General features: G+C 72.0%; 17 protein-coding genes. 8 read left to right on the top strand and 9 right to left on the bottom strand.

Annotation, left to right across the window (positions count from 1 at the left end):
• Window positions 1-207: 207 nt before the first annotated feature.
• Window positions 208-1,107: a GNAT family N-acetyltransferase gene (locus ACFP1K_RS33805; protein WP_380761111.1), complete on the top strand. Its 900-nt coding sequence runs from the start codon at window positions 208-210 to the stop codon at window positions 1,105-1,107.
• Window positions 1,104-2,246 (top strand): GNAT family N-acetyltransferase, encoded by a 1,143-nt coding sequence (locus ACFP1K_RS33800; RefSeq protein WP_380761109.1) that lies wholly within the window; start codon window positions 1,104-1,106, stop codon window positions 2,244-2,246. Before ACFP1K_RS33805 ends, ACFP1K_RS33800 begins: the two co-directional genes overlap by 4 nt.
• Window positions 2,247-2,255: 9 nt before the next feature.
• On the opposite strand, the gene ACFP1K_RS33795 is transcribed toward ACFP1K_RS33800, so the two are convergent.
• The 3 genes from ACFP1K_RS33795 to ACFP1K_RS33785 form a co-directional block, all read right to left on the bottom strand.
• Complete coding sequence (locus tag ACFP1K_RS33795; RefSeq protein WP_380761107.1) at window positions 2,256-3,122, bottom strand: nucleoside-diphosphate kinase; 867 nt, start codon at window positions 3,120-3,122, stop codon at window positions 2,256-2,258.
• Window positions 3,123-3,753: 631 nt separating this feature from the next.
• On the bottom strand, window positions 3,754-4,980 hold the full coding sequence (locus ACFP1K_RS33790; protein WP_380761105.1) for a M16 family metallopeptidase: 1,227 nt from the start codon (window positions 4,978-4,980) through the stop codon (window positions 3,754-3,756).
• Between the two features lie 49 nt (window positions 4,981-5,029).
• Window positions 5,030-6,256 carry a nucleotidyltransferase family protein gene (locus ACFP1K_RS33785; RefSeq protein WP_380761103.1) on the bottom strand — a complete coding sequence of 409 codons (1,227 nt, stop codon included), beginning with the start codon at window positions 6,254-6,256 and terminating at the stop codon, window positions 5,030-5,032.
• 160 nt (window positions 6,257-6,416) lie between these two features.
• Here ACFP1K_RS33785 and ACFP1K_RS33780 point away from each other — a divergent pair, with 160 nt between their 5' ends.
• Both ACFP1K_RS33780 and ACFP1K_RS33775 read left to right on the top strand, forming a co-directional pair.
• Window positions 6,417-8,555, top strand: a complete 2,139-nt coding sequence (locus ACFP1K_RS33780; protein WP_380761101.1) for a nuclease-related domain-containing DEAD/DEAH box helicase — start codon at window positions 6,417-6,419, stop codon at window positions 8,553-8,555.
• A gap of 53 nt (window positions 8,556-8,608) precedes the next feature.
• Window positions 8,609-9,259, top strand: a complete 651-nt coding sequence (locus tag ACFP1K_RS33775) for a pentapeptide repeat-containing protein (protein ID WP_380761099.1) — start codon at window positions 8,609-8,611, stop codon at window positions 9,257-9,259.
• A gap of 27 nt (window positions 9,260-9,286) precedes the next feature.
• Here the strand turns inward: ACFP1K_RS33775 and ACFP1K_RS33770 are convergent, their stop codons facing one another.
• Together ACFP1K_RS33770 and ACFP1K_RS33765 are read right to left on the bottom strand one after the other, a co-directional pair.
• Entirely contained in the window at window positions 9,287-11,062 is a 1,776-nt protein-coding gene (locus ACFP1K_RS33770) for a thiamine pyrophosphate-dependent enzyme (RefSeq protein WP_380761097.1), read from the bottom strand.
• A 64-nt stretch (window positions 11,063-11,126) separates the two neighbouring features.
• Window positions 11,127-11,354: a hypothetical protein gene (locus ACFP1K_RS33765; RefSeq protein WP_380761095.1), complete on the bottom strand. Its 228-nt coding sequence runs from the start codon at window positions 11,352-11,354 to the stop codon at window positions 11,127-11,129.
• Between the two features lie 284 nt (window positions 11,355-11,638).
• Here ACFP1K_RS33765 and ACFP1K_RS33760 point away from each other — a divergent pair, with 284 nt between their 5' ends.
• Window positions 11,639-12,088, top strand: coding sequence for an SPW repeat protein (locus ACFP1K_RS33760; protein ID WP_380761093.1), 450 nt, complete (start codon window positions 11,639-11,641; stop codon window positions 12,086-12,088).
• Between the two features lie 63 nt (window positions 12,089-12,151).
• On the opposite strand, the gene ACFP1K_RS33755 is transcribed toward ACFP1K_RS33760, so the two are convergent.
• Window positions 12,152-12,505 carry a helix-turn-helix transcriptional regulator gene (locus ACFP1K_RS33755; protein ID WP_380761091.1) on the bottom strand — a complete coding sequence of 118 codons (354 nt, stop codon included), beginning with the start codon at window positions 12,503-12,505 and terminating at the stop codon, window positions 12,152-12,154.
• A 178-nt stretch (window positions 12,506-12,683) separates the two neighbouring features.
• Between ACFP1K_RS33755 and ACFP1K_RS33750 the strand changes: the two genes are divergently transcribed.
• Window positions 12,684-13,019 carry an STAS domain-containing protein gene (locus ACFP1K_RS33750; protein ID WP_380761089.1) on the top strand — a complete coding sequence of 112 codons (336 nt, stop codon included), beginning with the start codon at window positions 12,684-12,686 and terminating at the stop codon, window positions 13,017-13,019.
• A 77-nt stretch (window positions 13,020-13,096) separates the two neighbouring features.
• Window positions 13,097-14,125, top strand: a complete 1,029-nt coding sequence (locus tag ACFP1K_RS33745; RefSeq protein ID WP_380761087.1) for an alpha/beta hydrolase — start codon at window positions 13,097-13,099, stop codon at window positions 14,123-14,125.
• A gap of 60 nt (window positions 14,126-14,185) precedes the next feature.
• Here ACFP1K_RS33745 and ACFP1K_RS33740 read toward each other — a convergent pair whose 3' ends face one another.
• The 3 genes from ACFP1K_RS33740 to ACFP1K_RS33730 form a co-directional block, all read right to left on the bottom strand.
• A complete protein-coding gene (locus ACFP1K_RS33740; RefSeq protein WP_380761085.1) occupies window positions 14,186-14,500 on the bottom strand; it encodes an antibiotic biosynthesis monooxygenase in 315 nt (104 codons plus the stop codon).
• Between the two features lie 93 nt (window positions 14,501-14,593).
• On the bottom strand, window positions 14,594-15,259 hold the full coding sequence (locus ACFP1K_RS33735; protein WP_380761083.1) for a 4'-phosphopantetheinyl transferase family protein: 666 nt from the start codon (window positions 15,257-15,259) through the stop codon (window positions 14,594-14,596).
• Window positions 15,256-16,089: a metallophosphoesterase family protein gene (locus tag ACFP1K_RS33730; protein WP_380761143.1), complete on the bottom strand. Its 834-nt coding sequence runs from the start codon at window positions 16,087-16,089 to the stop codon at window positions 15,256-15,258. The genes ACFP1K_RS33735 and ACFP1K_RS33730 overlap by 4 nt, the downstream gene beginning before the upstream one ends.
• A 90-nt stretch (window positions 16,090-16,179) precedes the next feature.
• Between ACFP1K_RS33730 and ACFP1K_RS33725 the strand changes: the two genes are divergently transcribed.
• On the top strand, window positions 16,180-17,823 hold the full coding sequence (locus ACFP1K_RS33725) for an ABC-F family ATP-binding cassette domain-containing protein (RefSeq protein ID WP_380761081.1): 1,644 nt from the start codon (window positions 16,180-16,182) through the stop codon (window positions 17,821-17,823).
• Window positions 17,824-18,228 lie beyond the last annotated feature (405 nt).

Here is an 18,228-nt window from a genome sequence, read left to right as displayed (position 1 = left end):
GGCGACTTCCGCTTAGTATGGGGTCATTTACGGCATTCGCGTCAAGCGTTGGTAGTACCTGAGCGTCGGCCGCGTGAATCTCGGGGGTATGCGTTGAGCTCATCTTTGACGGTCGACGTTCACAAGTCCATCGATGCCGTTGACTCCACCGAATGGGATGAGGTTGTATCGGAGTCTGGCGCGCCCGTTTTTTATCAGGCGCACTATTTGCGTGCGTATGAGCGATTCCCGCTGACCGATGTGGAGTCCTTCTCCTATTTCGTGGTCCGCGACCAGGGCCGCGCCGTGGCGGTGCTGCCCGTCTCCCTGCTGCGCGGCCTGGACCCTCTGCGGCAGTTACGCACCTGCTATCCCCTGAGCGGCGAGGAGCGCGGCCTGCTCAGCCACGTGTGGCACTGCTACGACGCCTGGGTCCCCGGGGCGTCCAGGCCCGAGCACGTCGCGGCGGTGACCGGCGCGATGCGCGAGCTGGCCGCCGAGCTCGGCGCCGCGTGGTACGGCTTCGTCAACGTGCCGTCCGGGTCGTGGCTGGGCGAGACCCTCATGGCCGAGGGGTTCCCCGCCCGGCACATCGAGGACCGCTACCAGGTCGACCTGCGCGGCATGAGCCACGCGGACGAGTTCGTCGCCGGGGCCTCGCCGAGGGGGCGCAAGAACTACCGCCGCAACGGGCGCCGGGCGGCCGACGCGGGGGTGAGCATCCGGGTCGCGCCTCCCTCCGAGACCGACCTCGCGGAGATCACGCAGCTGTGCGCGACCACCGCCGACCGGCACGGCACCGGCTCCTACTACCCCGCCGAGCTGTTCACCGGCTTCGTCACCGCGCTCGGCGACGCCGCCTGCGTCATCGAGGTCCGGGAGGGGCAACGGCTGGTGGGGGTGGCGGTCTCCTTACGGGAGCGCACGCGGTTCCACGCCTGGGCCTGCGGGGTGGACTACGAGGTCGGCGGCAACTACAGCCCCTACCCGCTGCTGTACACCACCTCGGTCGCCCAGGCGCTCGCCGAGGGACGCGACACCCTGGAGGGCGGCCGGGGCAACCACGCCTTCAAGCTGAGGCACGGCCTCACCCCGCTCGCGCTCGACGCCTGCCTGCTGCCCGTATGAGCCACGCGACCGGCACGGCCCGCACGGCACGGGTGTTCGACGCGGTGCCCGGCCGCCCGCCGGAGTGGCCGGAGCTCGCCGCCGACGGCCCGATCTTCGCCACCGAACGCTGGCTCACCGCCATGCGCGGCCGGATTCCCGGCACGGCGTACACCTTCGTGCTCCGCGAGTCCGGCGCCCCGCGCCTGGCCCTGTACGGCACCGTGATCACCGGCGGCGGCCGCGACGAGGTCTTCACCCTGCCGTACGTCCTCACCGGCTCCCCCCGCGAACTCCCGCTCTCCGACGCCACCCGCGCGGCCCGCGCCGCCATGGCCCCGCCACCCGAGGACGGCTGGTATCCCCATCTGGTCGTCATGCTGCCCGGGTACGAGTGCCACCCGCTCGGCCCGCTGGCGGGGGACCGGGGCGCCCTGGACGAGCTGACGGGCGCGATCACCGCCTGGGCGGCGGACCGGTCGCTGCGCGCCGTGGCGTTCCTGTACACCCCGCCCTCGGCGATGCCGCTCCAGGACGTGCTGGCGGGCCGGGGCTTCCACCGCGTCCCGCTGGCGTACTCGTGCGAGCTGGACCCGCCGGGGGACGGCTTCGGCGACTACCTGTCGGCTCTGCCCCGCAAGCGGCGCACCGAGGCCCGCAGGGAGATGCGGCGGCTCGCCGAGGCCGGCGTCACCGTGCGCGCCGTGCAGGTGGACCGGCCGCCGGCCGACGTGGTGGACCTCAAGTGCGGGCACTCCGCCAAGTACAACGGCGCGCCCGCCGACCCGGCCACGGTGCGCGCCCGGCTGGAGGGCCTGTGCGCGGGCTCGGCCCTGCTGTTCCGCGCGGAGATCGCCGGGACCCTCGTCGGCTACGCGCTCTTCATCGGGCACGCCGGCGTCTGGTACTGCGTGAGCACCGCCATGGACTACGACCGCCCCGACGCCCGGCACACCTACTTCGCCACGGTCTTCTACGAGCCCGCGCGGCTCGCGTACGAGTCGGGCGTCCGGCGCCTGCACTACGGCCAGGGAAGCTGGCGCGCCAAGACGTCCCGCGGCTGCCGCGCGGTCGAGCTGCCGGGCTGGGTGCTGCCCCTGGACTCCCGCCTCGCGGCGCCGGTCGCCGAGATCGCCCGCACCACCGTTCTGGCGCCGTAGCTCAGAGGCTCAGGACGTGCGGCGCAGCGGGGGGAAGATCATGGAGGTCTGGAGGACCACGTGTTCCCAGCGGTCCAGGGTGAGGCCGTACACCGCCATGCGGGCCGCCGCCTGCTTGAGGTCGGTCTTCGGATGGTCGGGGAGGAACTCGCAGGCCATCAGCTCCGCGAGCGGGTGGGCCTCGCCGCCGGGGAGCAGTGCGGCGAGCTCGGCGCCGGCGCCGGGGCGGGGGTCGGCGACCAGGCCGGGGGCCAGTTTGCGGCCGAGGACGCTCAGCTCGGGCCACACGGCGGCGATCAGCTTGGAGCGCAGGCCGATCAGCACGTCGTCGTACTCGCGCGTCTCCCTGGGGATGCCCGCCTGGAGCAGGCCCACGAGGTCGCGCAGCTCGGCGAGGCCGCCGGAAAGCGGCCGGCCCAGCTCGGGGCCGAAGAACACCGACGCCTCGTGCTGGGAGTCCTCGGGGCTGTCGGAGGTGTGCACGATGTCGAGCATCACGTTGATGCCGCGTAGGTCGCGGCGGATGGTGCCGGGCGCGGCCTCCGCGGGGTCGCTGGCCCCCTTCAGGGCGCGCAGGCGCGTGTGGCCGGTCCCGGGGGCGTCAGCCGCCCGCCTGTCCTCTACCAGCAGGGCGATGGTCGGTCCCAGGTCGAACACAAGATCGACCTGCCGGTAGAAGTAGGCCTTCCAGACGGAAGTGATGTTGCGTTCCTGCCACGCGTCCTGGCCGGGTGGCCGGTGCCACAGCACCTCGTACCGGATCGGCGAGAAGCCGTGCCGGTCAAGCATGTCCAGGACGGGGGAGCAGAGGTGACGTTCGAGTGCGTCCGGCGGGAAAAGTACGAGAACGGTCCGCTGCCAGTCGATCGTCGTCACCCATCGCTCCCTTTGTCGTTCGTTGTCAGCGCTTGCGCGTACGGATGCGCGGCCTGCGGGCCGCCCTGCCCCTACGGTCCATCGTTACTTGCCGGACCTGCGGACGGTGGGACGGCGGAGGAGACGGCGTGCGCGGTCCATGGTCATCCCTTCTTGGTGTTGCTGATCCGGGGGCGGCGCAGTGCGACGCGTGCACGATCCATGATCAACCCTTCTTCACCTTGGGACGGCGCATGGCGTGGTGTTTTCTGTCCACTATTACCCCTTTTTCGGTCGGCGTAATTTGGGGCGGCGTAACTGTTGCAGGCCGCGGTCCATGGTCAGCCGTTCTTGGGCTTGCGGATTTTCGGACGGCGCAGGCCGACGTAACCGCGGTTCATGCTCTACCCCTTCTTGGGCTTGGACAATTTCGGACGCCGGGACGCGAGTGCGTGACGGTCCATTTTCCACCTCTACTTCGTCTTGGCGATCTTCGGACGGCGCAGTGCCCTCTTGTGACGGTCCATGCTCACCCCCTGCGTGAACCCGTTGATCCCGAGCCCCAGGTGAACAGCAAGGCTCGGGCGTGCCGCCATTCCTCGTACACCCGGCGAATGGCGCTATTTACTGAGTTTTCGGGGCGAGTACCTGATTAGTCAATACCGGCGACCGTCACGACCAACGGGTCGAGCGCCGTCCGCAGACAGGACAGCACTTCATCGGGGGTCACGGCACGGATCGCGTTCACCTGACCACCGAGTGTCCAGGTGGGGTGCCCGGGGATCAGGCCGTAGCGGCCGTAGAACAGCGCCTCCTCAAGGGACTGCTCGATCTCCAGCTGGAGCAGTCCCGCCGTGCGCCGCGTGGCCACGGCGACCTCCTCGGCCGTCCAGCCGCGCTCGGCCCGCTCCCGCAGCAGGGACGTGCCGAGTGCCACCACCTCCTCGGCGTGCTCGGGCGCGGTGGCCACGAACGCCCGCCACACGCCCGTGTCGCGGTAGGCGTTGGTGAAGCCCCACATGTCGTACGCGAGCCCCCGCCGGTTCCTGATCTCCTCGAACAGCAGCGCCGAGCTGGCCCCGGCGACCAGGTCCATCAGCACCTGCCACGCGGGCAGCAGCGGGTGGCCGTACGGCACGGCGGGCCCGCCGAGCACCACCCCTGCCGAGTCGTTGTTCAGCGCCAGGTCGCGCCGCCCGCCGTGCACCCGCGGCGTCGCCCCGTGCCCGGCCGGTTCCAGCGAGGGGGGCAGCGTGCTGAGCGGTCCCGCCTCCAGCACCTTGAGCACGGCCTCGGGGGTCACGTCGCCGCACACGATCACGCCGGCCGACCCGGCGCGCACCCACCGCTCGTGGTAGCTCTTCAGGTCGGCGAGGCTCACCCCTCCGACGCTGTCCGCCGTGCCGCCGACCGGGCGGGCGAGCGGGTGGCCGGCGAAGGCGACGTCGTAGAAGACGTCGTGCACCACGTCGAACGGGTCGCCCGCCGCCAGCCGCAGCTCCTCCTGCACGACCTTGCGCTCGGTGTCCAGCACCTCCTCGGTCATCCCGGGAGCCGCCAGCGCGCGAGCCAGGATCTCCAGCGCGGTCAGCGCCTCGGGGGAGGGCACCCGGGCGTACAGCACCAGGTGGTCCCTGCTGGTGATCGCGTTGGCCTCCCCGCCGAGCCCCTCCAGCAGGTCCACCGGCCGCCCGTCGCCGGGCAGCGGCGCCTGCATCAGGATGTGCTCCAGCAGGTGCGTGCCGCCCGCCACCCGCTCCGATTCGTACCGCGACCCGGTGAGCAGCCACACCGTCACCGTCGTCGCGGTGGCCCCGGGCCGTCCGAGCACCCAGACGGGCACCCCGTTCCCCAGCCTGGCCCGCACCGGCTCCCTCATCGGCCCTCGCTCTCCAGGACGGCCGGCCCCCTCGGGCCCGCCGATCTCGCTACGTCCCCGGTTCGTCCTCCACCGGGCCGTCGTCGCCGCCCCTGGCGACCCTGGCCGCTTCGGTGTCCCCGACGTCGCCGGTGGCCTTGGCGCCCTCCAGTGCCGACTCGTCGATCTCGTCGCCGTGCACGAGGACGAAGCTCCCGACCGGGGTGTCGGCCCACAGCGTGCCGCCGCGCTCGTACAGGGTGGCGCGCTCGGCGAGCCGTCCGGTCTCCACCGGCAGGGCGAACAGCAGCAGGCCCGCCCGGAGCGCGGCGCGGGCGTCCAGCCTGCGCTCGGCCAGGCCCCAGGCCCGCCGGGACAGCACCCCCGAGGTGCCGTTCATCATGCGGTTCTGCAGGTTGGTCAGGGCGAAGTTGAACGGCTGCCGCAGCCCGCCCGCCGCCGTCGCCCGCCGCCGCGCCTGCGCGGCCACGCTGAGCGTCCGCAGGTCGCCCGGCAGCCTCGGCACCTCCAGCGGGGTCTGCTCCAGCAGAGCCACCAGCTCGGCGTACTCGGGCCACAGCGCCAGCTCGTGCACCGCCAGGGCGCACGCCTTCACCGCCGCCGAGGGCGCGCCGTCCAGCAGCACCGCCGCGTCCACCAGGTCGCGGGCGCGGAACGGCTGCTCGAACCGCTCCATCAGCATCATGATCAGGTTCTTGGCCAGCGGCTCCGCGCAGGCCGCGGGCAGCCGCGTCCGGCTCGGCACCCCGATCCGGTCCCCGAGCAGTGCCAGCGTGCCGAGCTCGACGCCGTACGACAGCGCGTAGGGATCCTCGGGGAACCGGCGCATGCTGACGATCAGGTGCAGCCCGCCGTCCTGGCGCATGAACGTGGCGCTGTGCACCGCCCAGCCGTCCTCGATGAGCCACCGGGCGATGCCCCAGAGGCGGTCCTCCTCCGGCACCCAGTAGTCGAGGTCGTTCATGTACCGCATCAACGGCTCCGGGTACCGGTCCGCGATCTCCAGGCCCTTCATCGAGACCGGGTCGCGCCATTCGCTCGCGAGCCGCGCGCGCAGGTCCCGGTAGAAGGCCGTGCGCACCCGCAGCTGCTCCAGCTCGTGCGACAACCCCGGCCCGAGGTCCCGGCCTTCCCCCTCCCAGGCGCTCAGGAGGGTCGCGACGAACGAAGGCTGTGAGCGCCGCGCGACGTGCAGGATCTCGCCCGGTGTCTCCATCTCCTGCCCGGTGACCGACGCAAGGACTTCCTCCAGCTCACCCGACGTCAGCCCGGCCACGCAGACTCCCGCCCTCGGTCATCAACGATCCCTGCCGACTCTGACAGATCCCAATCTTCCCGACAAGCCACCCTTGTCCCACCGTCAGGACTGTCGGTCGGCGGCGAATGTTGCTATCTGTAGGTGGTCGCTGACTTACCCGCAGCCCACGAGAGGCGAAATGGTCGCTGGCGGATCGGCAAGGGCAAGTGCACGGCTCGCACGCGAGCACGCCGTCGAGCTCCTGCGCCGCTACCGCGAGGCGTACCGGCTCGCCGGCAGGTACGAGGCGGCGGCCGAGGCCGAGCGCAAGGTCGCCGCGTCGCTGTTCACGCTGACCGCGCGCGGCTGGCGGCTGCTGGTGGACCGCCACTGGCCCGGCACGCGGGTGGCCAACGTCGACATGATCCTCGTCGGCCCCGGCGGCGTCTTCGTCATCGACGTCAAGACGTGGCGGCCCGCGCCGTCCGTCTCCGGGGAGCACCTGATGGCGGGGACCGAGTGCCGTGACGGCGAGGTCGCGAAGACGCTGGCCATGACCGGGGCGGCCGAGCGGGTGCTCGCCTCCCTCGGCATGTCGCCGATCGCGCTGCGCCCCGTCATGATCTTCACCGGCCACCGCCTCGACACCGCGCTCGGCCGGGTGCGGCTCCTCGGGGACCGCGAGGCGCTGCCCGCCCTGCTGGCCGAGCCCGCGCGGCTGACCGCGCCGATGGTGAAGGTGGTGGCCGCGCAGCTGGAGGAGGCGTATCCGGCGTACGAGACCCCCGCGCTGCCCGCGGTCGAGCCGGACGTCCCCGCGCCGCCCGCCGACGCCCTCTTCGACGTGGCGGAGGTGGAGGACGCGGTGCTGCGGTCGGTGCTCGCCGCGCCGATCGAGCGGTGGATGACGTTCCTGCATCCCGAGCAGGCGGCCATGGCGCGCCGGGACTGGAACGGCCCCGCGCGGATCAGCGGGCCCGCCGGGACCGGGAAGACCGTGGTCGGGCTGCACCGGGCGGCGTACCTCGCCGAGCGCGGCGGGCGGCTGCTGTACGTCACCTTCGCCCGCAACCTGCCGCGGGTGCAGGGGCATCTGTTCCAGCGGATGTCGCCGGGGGCCGCCGGGCGGGTGGAGTTCAGCAGCCTGTACGGCTGGGCGCGGGCCTTCCTGGCCGAACGCGGGCTCGCCTCGTCGCTGAGCGCCGAGCGGGCCGAGACGGCGTTCTCGCTGGCCTGGCTGCGGGCGGGCAAGGACAGCTCGCTGACGGACGTGGAGCCCTCCCCGGCGTACTGGAAGGAGGAGATCGACTACGTCATCAAGGGGCGCGGGGTGGCGTCCATCGAGGAGTACCGCACCGTGCCGAGGCACGGCCGCCGCACGGCGCTGCGGCCGGGGCAGCGGGAGGCGGCGTGGCTGCTGTACGAGGAGTACGAGCTGGCCCGCGCCGAGCGGGGCGTGCACGACTTCAACGACGTGCTCGCGATGGCGCTGGCCGAGGCGCGGGCCCGGCCGGTGCCGCCGCGCTACACCACCGTGATCGTGGACGAGGTGCAGGACCTCACGCTGATCGCGATGAAGCTGCTGTACGCCCTGGTGGGGGACGTGCCGAACGGGCTGCTGCTGATCGGTGACGGCCAGCAGGCGGTGTACCCCGGCGGCTTCCGGCTCGCCGACGCCGAGATCATGGTCAGGGGCCGCGGCGGCGTGCTGCGCACCAACTACCGCAACGCCGCCCCCATCATCACCGCCGCCCTGGAGGTCATCTCCGCCGACCCCTACGACGACCTGGAGGGCACCCGCCCGGACGGCCACCGCGAGGTGGACACCACCTACCACGACGGCCGCGTGGTCCGCGCCGTCGCCCCGGACGCCACCGAGCACGACCGCCTGCTGGTGGAGGCGCTGCGCGGCCTCACCGCGCCCGGCCCGCGGCCGGGGGACGAGCCGCCGGGCCGGCGCGGCGAGCACGGACCCGCCGGGGAGCACGGTGCCGCGGGCGGGCACGGCCCGCTGGCCGACGCCGCGTTGCTGTGCCCCACCCTGCGGCGGCTGGAGCACTACCACCGCATGCTCACCCGGGCGGGCGTGCCGGTGGTCCGCCTGGAGAGCTACGACGGGCGGCCGGTGGAGGCCGTGAAACTCGGCACCTACCGGCGGGCCAAGGGCCTGGAGTTCAAGTACGTCTTCCTCCCGCACCACGACACCGCCGTCCCCGGGGCGCGGGCGGGGAACGCCGCCGACGGGGAACGGTCGGAGATCGCGCGGCGCCAGCTGTTCGTGGCGATGAGCCGTGCCAGGGACCTGCTGTGGCTGGGTTCGGTACGGCCCCACTGCTGACGCCGGTAGGGTCGGGCGTCTGAGAGGCAGGCGCGAAGAGCCGGAGGTTGGCGATGGGTGTCCGCGAGTTCGAGAAGCTGCCGTACGCGGAGTACCTGGAGGACTTCACCGGCCACCTCGCGCGCGAAGGCGACTACGACACCGTCCACCTGCGCGACCGGGAGTTCGACGACCTGGACGCCGGCAACGCCAGGTTCCTGGAGAGCGCGTTCACCTCGGTAACGTTCAACGGCGGCCGTTACCGCCGCAGCCGGTTCAACGACGTGTGGATGCGCTCGGTGCGCTGGGTCGGCGCGGACCTCGGCGAGACCGACTGGCTGCACGCCGACGTCGACGGGGGAGTGCTGGCGGGCGTGCGCCTGGACGGCGCCGTCCTGCGGCGGGTCGTCTTCCAGAACTGCAAGTTCGACTCGGTCAACTTCCGCGCCGCCGAGCTGCGCGAGGTGACGTTCACCGACTGCGTCCTGCGCGCGGCCGACTTCGGCGAGGCCACACTGGCCGGGGTGCGGTTCGACGGCTGCGTCCTCCAGGAGACGCGCGTCGGCAAGGCGAAGATGACGGACGTCGACCTGCGCGGCGTGCGCGAACTCGGGATCGCCGACGGCGTCGCCGCCCTGGACGGCGCCACCATCAGCGGCGCCCAGCTCCTCCAGCTGGCACCCCTGATGGCGGACCTGCTCGGGATCGTCGTCACCGACGAGTGACCGGCCCGTTCCGCGCTAAGGCGTGAGTCACCGCGTCGCCCGCGACCGCAGCTCGCTCAGCTTGTCGCGGGTGACGTTGGCGACGATGGCGGCCTTGTGCGGCTGGCCGCGCAGGAACGCCTCGGTGAACGACTTGGCCTGGTCGTAGCTGACCTTGCCCGGCATCGGCGGCTCGTTCGGGTTGACCGTGCAGTCGACCAGTGCCGGTCCGGGGTGGGCCAGCGCGGCCCGCACCGCGCCCGGCAGGTCGTGCGGGTCGCCGACCTTGCGGCCGAAGGCGCCGCAGCCCCGTGCCCAGGCGGCGAAGTCGGCCTCCGGGGCGTGGTGCCGCACGCCGTACTCGGGGTAGCCGAGGACGATCTGCTCCCACAGGATCTGCCCGTACGAGTTGTTGTTGTTGATCACCACCTTGATCGGCAGCTCGTACCGGACGGCGGTGAGGAACTCGGCCATCAGCATGGCGAACCCGCCGTCGCCGACGAACGCGATCACCTGCCTGCCGGGGAAGGCGAGCTGGATCGCGACGGCGTACGGCAGCCCCGGCGCCATGCTCGCGAGGTTGCCCGACAGGTAGAACCGTCGGCCGCCCCGGATGGTGAAGTGGCGGGCCGCCCAGGTGGCGACGGTGCCGCTGTCGCAGGTCAGCACCGCGTCGTCGTCCGCCGCGCGGTCCACGCAGCACATGAGGTACTGCGGCGCGATCGGGGTGCGCCCGCCGTCGCACAGCGCCGCCATCTCGGCGCGCCAGGCGCGGGCCCTGCGCTGGTAGCGGCGCAGGAACGACCGGTCGCGCGGGGCCAGCATCGGCAGCAGGCTCCGGAGCACCCGGCGGGCGTCGCCGGTCAGCGGTGCCTCCACCGGCAGCCGCAGCCCGATCAGGCTCGGGTCGTGGTCGATCTGCACCACCCGCACCCGGTCCGGGGCGGGCAGGTAGCTCGCGTAGGGGAAGCTGGTGCCGACCATCAGCAGCGTGTCGCACTCCCGCATCAGCTCCTCGCTCGGCCGGGTGCCGAGCAGGCCGAGCCCGCCCGTGGTCAGCGGGTCGTCGTCGTCCACCACGGCCTTGCCGGGCAGCGTCTTGACGATCGGCGCACCGAGCGCCTCGGCGACCGCGCGCACCTCGTCCCCGGCGCCGAGCGCGCCGGCACCCACCAGCACGGCCACCCTGGTGCCCTGGTTGAGCACCCGCGCGGCGGCGCGCAGGTCGGCGTCGGTGGGGTCGGCGGCGGCCCGGACGCCGTCCGGCATGCCGTGCGGCGGCTCGCCGGGCCCGAGGTGCCGGTAGGGGTTCACGCCCGCCGGGGCCACCTGGATGTCGTTGGGCAGGCTGAGGTGCGCCACGCCGCGGCGGGTCAGCGCGGTGCGGACGGCGACGTCCACCACGCCGGGGATCTGCGCGGGGTTGGTCACCATCAGGTTGTACTCGGCCACGTCGGCGAACAGGCGGTCGACGTGCACCTCCTGCTGGTAATAGCTGCCGAGCAGGCCGGTCTCCTGCATGCCGGTCAGCGCCAGCACCGGCGCGTGGTCGAGCTTGGCGTCGTACAGGCCGTTCAGCAGGTGGATGGCGCCGGGCCCCGAGGTCGCCACGCACACCCCGAGCCGTCCGGTCGCCTTGGCGTGGCCGCAGGCCATGAACGCCGCGGCCTCCTCGTGCTGCACCAGGACGAACCGGATGCGGTCCCGGTGACGGCGGAACCCCTCCATCATCCCGTTGATGCCGTCCCCCGGCAGGCCGAAGACCGTGTCCACACCCCAGTCCACCAGCCGCCTGACCAGAGCCTCACCGACGATCGCCGTCATCGCTCCTCCTTCACGCGCCCCGGCATAGCCGCCGGGACGCCCCGCGCGAGCCGGCCCGCCGGGACTACCGCGCGGGTCCGTCCGCGGGGCTCTCCCGCGCGTCCGTGCGGCGGACGGCGCGGCGCCCGAGCCAGTACCCGGTGAGGACGCCCGCCGCCAGCACCCACAGCGTGACGCCGGGGACGCTGGACCGCAGGCGGGCCAGGCCGCCCTTGGGATCGGCCACCATGCCGGCCAGGCTGCCCACCGCCTCGGTCACGGCCTCCCGGGGGTCCTTGCGTGCAGCCGGCATGGTCGCCTCCCGGGTTGTAGCCGTCCCGCGGCTCGCCCTGCCCGGCGGCCCGGCGCGCGAAACCGGAGCGGTCGCCGTACGGCCCCCGGCTTGCCGCAGCCTTCGCCGGGACGTTAACCCGGGTTTTCCGACTTCGTCCCGGTGGGCGGAAGGGGAGACGGCGTAATGCCGGCCGTGCGAGATGGTGGGCCAACCCAAACATTACGAGGTTTATGGTGATTTGCCTGTTTTGTCAGGGTATGCACTATCCGTAAGGACCCGTAGTCGGAAGGGTGGTGGAAGCCATGGTCAGGCCCACGGGCGTGGAACGGCATCCCGACATACAGGAGATGCGGGCGACTCGCGAGCGTGCGGGCTCGATGCCCATCGCACAGGTCACCGAGGGGCTCAGCATCGTAGCCGGCCTCTACCTGGCCATCTCGCCGTGGATCGTCGGCTTCAGCGGGCTGACCCGCCTGACGGTCAACAACCTCATCACCGGCCTGGCGCTGGCCGTCCTGGCCATGGGCTTCGCCTCGGCCTACGGGCGTACGTACGGCCTGAGCTGGATCGCCCCGGTCATCGGTCTCTGGACCATCATCGCGCCCTTTGTCATGCGCTCCGCCACCACCTCGACGGTGTGGAACAACGTGGTGATCGGCGCGATCATCCTGTTGCTCGGCCTCGGCGCCATGGCATTCGGGATGTCCCGCCGCCAGCCCCACAAGTTCGGCGGCAACGGCCACCGGCACTGAGGAGATCGGCGTCCGCGCCCGCGGCGGCCTTCCAGGTCGCCGCGGGCGCCGCCGTGTCCTCGGTCAGGCGGTGGGCTCGGCGGTGTCGCGCTGGGTGAACAACGCGAGCAGGCCCTCGATGCGGTGGTCGGCCTCGGCCGGGTGGCGCAGCCTGCGGGTGGAGTCGATGGTGTAGTGGTTGCGGCGTCCGACCCGGGTGCGCTGCAGGTACCCCGCGGCCTCCAGGTCGTTCACGATGAGCTGGGCCGCGCGCTCGGTGATGCCGGCCCGGGCCGCCATGTCGCGCAGCCGGGCCTGTGGGTCGCGGGCGACCTCGAGGAGGATCCGGGCGTGGTTGGTGAGGAACGTCCAACGGCTTCCCTCCCGGGCGCCCACCCACTCCTCACCCGTGTCCGCGGGCTCTTGGGGATCCTGCATCACTATCTCTCTACGCGAGGGGAGCGTCTCGATGACGACAAGCTATCCTGTCCGCCGGATAGGCGAAACACAATTCACGTATAATAATACCTTTGTAGAACCGGCGGCAGAGGGAGTCGGTGCCAGTCTGCCGTACGCCGGGGTCAAGATCGTCCATTTTTACGGCGGGAGAACCGCGGTGAACGTGCTCTACGAAGATGGGCATCTGCGCATCGCCTGGGCCGGAGGCGGTTGGGTGCGCGTCAGCGGCGAGGTCGACCTCTCCAACAGCGCCATGCTGGCCGGGATGCTGGCCAGGCTCACCGCTGAGCACGGGTCGCTGGATGTCGACGTGGCCGAGCTGGAATTCGTGGATCTGTCCGGATTCCGGTGCCTAGTCCAGCCCTCGGACGCGCAGGAGACGCGCCCGCCCCGGCTCCACAACGTCCCGCCGCACCTGCGCCGCCTGATGGCCCTGCTCGGCTGGCAACAGGCCCACACCACCACCGGATCGGGCTGCTCCACGGTGCCGTAGGGCCGCTCGGCCACGAGAGTCGCGGGGCGGCAGAATGCCGGGGGGACCCCTGTAGTGACACCGATAAGGAGGACACCATGCTTCCCTGGCGGGCCGACCTCGAAGGACGCGTCGACGAACATGTGATCGACAGTGCCCTGCTGCGCGGCAACCCACTGCAGGACCCGCACGAGCGCCCGCTCTGGGTCTACGTTCCGCCGGGCTACGACGACGAGCCCGCCCGTCGATATCCCACGATCTACGTCATCCAGGGGTACACCGGCCACATCGCCATGTGGCGCAACCGCACGCCGTACCGGCGGCCCTTCATCGAGACGGCCGACCAGGTGTTCGCCGACAAGACGGCGCCCCCCGCGATCGTGGTCTACGTGGACGCCTGGACCTCCTACGGCGGCAGCCAGTTCGTCGACTCACCCGGCACCGGGGCGTACCACTCCTACCTGTGCGACGAGGTCGTGCCCTGGGTGGACGAGCGGTACCGCACCCTCGCCGCGCGCGACCACCGCGCGATCACCGGCAAGTCCAGCGGCGGCTTCGGCGCCATGATCACCCCGATGCTCCGCCCCGACCTGTTCGGCGCCCTAGCCACCCACGCCGGCGACAGCCTCTACGAGTACTGCTACCTGTCCGAGTTCGCCAAGGCCGCCCGCCTCCTGCGGGACTACGGCGGCGACATCCAGTGCTGGTGGTCGGAATTCCGCTCCCGCGTGGCGTTCACCCACCCCGCCGACGAGACCCTGCTGATGACCCTGGGCTGCTCCGCCGCCTTCTCCGCCACCCCCGACGGCGTCCCCGAACTCCCCTTCGACCCCGAGACCGGCGCCCCCCTCCCCGAGATCTGGCAACGCTGGCTCGACTGGGACCCCGTCCGCATGGTCCCCGGCCACGCCGAGGCGCTGCGCTCCATGCGCGCCATCTGGATCGACGCCGGCAACCACGACGAGTACTACCTGGACCTCGGCGCCCAGGCCTTCCACAAGGCCCTCCGATCCGCAGGCGTCCCGGAGGAGGTAATCCACTTCGACCTCTTCGACGCCGGCCACGGCGCCATCGACTACCGCTACCCCCTCTCCCTGGCCTGGCTCGCCCAACGCCTCTCCGACTGACCCCGGGCAGCGGTGAGCACCCTCCGGCTCCGGCCGGGGGTGCTCGTCCCGCGCTCCGGGCTACAACGCGCCCACGCCGGGAAGCTTGGCGGCCAGCAGATCGACCTTCTCGATGGTCGGGGGCCGCGTGAACAGCTCGTCCGAGCGGTGGACGAGGGACGCCTGGACCTTGCCGAGGAGATAGGAGCGCCGGCCGAGGTCGCTGTCGAAGGTGTCGAAGATGCCGTAGGTGGCGGTGTCGATACGCAGGGCGAACCAGGCGGCGGAGTCCGTCTCGTCCTCGATCAGACCGATCTCGTCGCGCAGCAGCTCTTCGATCTCTCGTTCCTTGCCGGGCCTCGCGTGCACGCGCACCAGCAGGCCGACGGTCACCATACGCCATCACCTTCTCAGATGACCCGGGACCTCACGTGCCGCCAGACATACCCGCCGGCCAGGTGGGACGAACCCCACTAAAGCCAAACTTACTCAGCTTTGACGCCTGGCCGGGACGACGATCGCGGTGATCAGCAGGCCCTGCCGCGCCAGCCAGCGGCCCGTGAATGAGGTGATCTTGGTGCCGTCCACCACCGGGCCGGGCACCAGCAGCCGGGCCTCGAACGTCTCCCGGGCCGGGTCGATCTCCACCACGGCCTCCTCGAAGCCGAGCCACCGGCCGGTCAGCGGGAACCACGCCTTGTACACCGACTCCTTGACGCAGAACAGCAGACGCTCGAAGGACGGGCCGTCGTCCTGCGCGGCCAGGGCCCGCAGGTGTGCCAGCTCCTCCGGCAGCGCGACCTCGCCCAGGACGCCGGGCGGCAAAGGTCCGTCGGGCTCGGCGTCGATGCCGATCGACGTCACCTGCGCCGACCGGCCCAGTACGGCCGCCCGGTAGCCGTCACAGTGGGTCATGCTGCCCACCACGCCGTCCGGCCACCCCGGCTCGCCGCGCGGGCCGGGGAGCACCGGGGCCGGGGGGACGCCCAGGGCCGCCATGGCGCGCCGCGCGCACAGGCGGGCCGTGGCGAACTCCCGCCGGCGCTTGTCGACGGCCCGGCTGATGACCGCCTCCTCCTCGGGGAACAGATCGGCCGGGGGGTCGTCGAAGAGGTCGACCGCGACGACGTCGGGAGGGAGGATGGCCTCGATCACGCTCCGGCCCCTCCGTCCGCGGCGGGCAGGACGCAGCGCAGGGCCTTGGCGCCGTCGTAGCCGTACATGCGGCGCTCCCGCGGGTAGCCCAGCGACACCTCCTCGAAGCGCACGCCGTCGTACCACGTGGTCCTCGGGATGTGCAGATGGCCGTACACCACGGCGGCGGCGTTGTAGCGCAGGTGCCAGTCGGCGCTCTCGACCGTGCCGCACCACTGGGCGAACTGCGGGTAGCGCAGCACCTCGGTGGGCTGGCGGGTGAGCGGCCAGTGGTTGATCAGCACCGTCGGCAGGTCCGGGTCCCGCGAGTCCAGCCGGATCTCGGTCTCCCGCAGCCGGGCCCGGCACCAGGCGTCCCGCGTCGGGTGCGGATCGGGATGCAGCACGAACTCGTCGGTGCAGACGATGCCCGTCTCGTGCGCCCAGGCCATCGCCTCCTCCTTGGAGAGGTCCGGCGGGCGGAACGTGTAGTCGTACAGCAGGAACAACGGCGCGATCGTCACCGGCCCGCCCGGCCCGTCGTAGACGGGATAGGGATCTTCCGGGGTGACCACGCCGAGCCCCCGGCACATCTCGACCAGGCGGCGATACCGCTCGACGCCCCGCGCCCGCACCGGGTCGTCCCGCACCGTCCACAGCTCGTGGTTGCCCGGCACCCACACGACCTTCGCGAACCGCTCGCTGAGCAGGCGCAACGCCCACTCGATGTCGGCGAAGAACTCCCCGACGTCCCCCGCGACCAGCAGCCAGTCGTGCTCGGACTCGGGGCGCAGCTGCTCCACGATCTCGCGGTTCTCCGGGTAGGCCACATGAAGGTCGCTGATCGCCATCAGCCGTCCGCTGGCCCTGCCGCCGATCGTCACACGGCGATCGTAACCGTGCCCGGCGGGCCGCGCGTGGCGCGGCGGTACCGTTTCCCCATGAGCGCCACCCTCGTCGCCAAGGACCTCGCCGCCGGGCACGGCGACCGATCCCTGTTCTCCGGCCTTGATCTCGTCGTCGCCCCCGGGGACGTGATCGGCCTGGTCGGCGTGAACGGCGCCGGGAAGTCGACGCTGCTGCGCATGCTGGCCGGGCTCGCCGCCCCCGAACACGGCACCGTGCGGCTCACCCCCGCCTCGGCCGCCGTCGGGTACCTGCCGCAGGAGCCCGACCGCCGGCCAGGGGAGAGCGTCGACGCGTTCCTGGCCCGCCGGACGGGCGTCGCCGCCGCCCAGAGCGACCTGGACGCCGCCACCGAGGGCCTGGTGGCGGGCAGCCCCGGCGCCGACGACGCGTACTCGGCGGCACTGGAGCGCTGGCTGGCGCTCGGCGGCGCCGACCTCACCGAGCGGGCCGTCCAGGTGGCCGACGAGCTTGGGCTGGACGTCGGGCTGGACCGCCCCATGACCGCGCTGTCCGGCGGGCAGGCGGCTCGTGCCGGGCTGGCGTCGCTGCTGCTCAGCCGGTACGACGTGTTCCTGCTCGACGAGCCGACCAACGATCTTGACCTCGCCGGGCTGGAACGGCTTGAGCGTTTCGTCACCGGCCTGCGGGCCGGGACGGTGGTCGTCAGCCACGACCGCGAGTTCCTGGCCAGGACCGTGAACTCCGTCGTGGAGATCGACCTCCCGCAGCAGCAGATCAACGTGTTCGGCGGCGGCTACGAGTCGTACCTCACCGAGCGCGAGGTGGCCCGCCGGCACGCCCGCGCCGAGTTCGAGGAGTACGCCGACACCCGCTCCGCGCTGGAGTCCCGGGCACGGACCCAGCGGGCGTGGATGGAGAAGGGCGTCAAGAACGCCCGCCGCAAGGCGCCGGACAACGACAAGGTCGGCAAGCGCTTCCGCACCGAGTCCACCGAGAAGCAGGCCGCCAAGGCGCGCCAGACCGAGCGGATGATCGAACGCCTGGACACCGTCGAGGAGCCCCGCAAGGAATGGGAGCTCCGCATGGAGATCGCCGCCGCTCCCCGCTCGGGCGCGGTCGTGGCTACTCTGCGCGGCGCCGTCGTCCGCCGGGGCACCTTCACCCTCGGCCCGGTGAACCTTGAGATCGGCTGGGCCGAGCGCGTGGCCATCACCGGTGCCAACGGCTCCGGCAAGACCACCCTCCTGGCGGCCCTCCTCGGCCGCATCCCCCTGGACGAAGGCAACTCGGCCCTCGGCCCCGGCGTGATCGTCGGCGAGGTCGACCAGGCCCGCGCCCTCTTCCTGGCCGACACCCCTCTTTTGGACGCCTTCACCGCCGAGGTCCCCGACCTGACCCCCGCCGACGTCCGCACGCTTCTGGCCAAGTTCGCCCTCAGGGCCGACCACGTCCTCCGCCCCGCCGCCACCCTGTCCCCCGGCGAACGCACCCGAGCCGCCCTGGCCCTCCTCCAGTCCCGAGGCGTCAACCTCCTGGTCCTGGACGAACCCACCAACCACCTGGACCTGGCCGCCATCGAACAACTCGAATCCGCCCTGGCCACCTACCCCGGCACCTTGCTCCTGGTAACCCACGACCGCCGCATGCTAAAAGCCGTCCACACCACCCGCCACCTCCACCTAACCACCGGCACCCTAACCGAACCCACCCCCTAACCCCCCAAGCCCTACCGGCCTCCCGTCCCACCCTGTTTCGCTCGTCCCGGCGGCCCCGCCCGCCCGTGCGACTACCCGACGCCCAAATCCGGCGCCGCGACGGCGAGAAGTGGTACGGCGAACCCGGCGCCTCCGTACGGCGAGCAGGTGGACGCGTGACCCCGCGAAACTGGTCCTTGCGGAGGCGCGCTCCGCGCGGAAGCCGCAAGGGCTGTCTTATGTGGGGGCAAGCCCCAATGCCACTTAGCTTAAGTTGATCTTGTTGTGGTGTTGGGTGGTGAGGGCGATCGTTGGTGGTTTTGTGTGGCGTGTGCCGATGTCGTTGTCGCGTTTGGCGTGGTATTGGTTGTGGCGGGTGCGTTTGACCACGCGGGGGTAGGTGCGGTGTCTGCGGGGCGGGTTGAG

Origin of the sequence: Sphaerisporangium aureirubrum (assembly GCF_042658925.1) — a bacterium.
GTDB classification, from domain to species: Bacteria; Actinomycetota; Actinomycetes; order Streptosporangiales; family Streptosporangiaceae; genus Sphaerisporangium; species Sphaerisporangium aureirubrum.
Note: the sequence above shows the minus strand (reverse complement) of the source record. Positions and strands in the feature narration are given on the sequence as shown.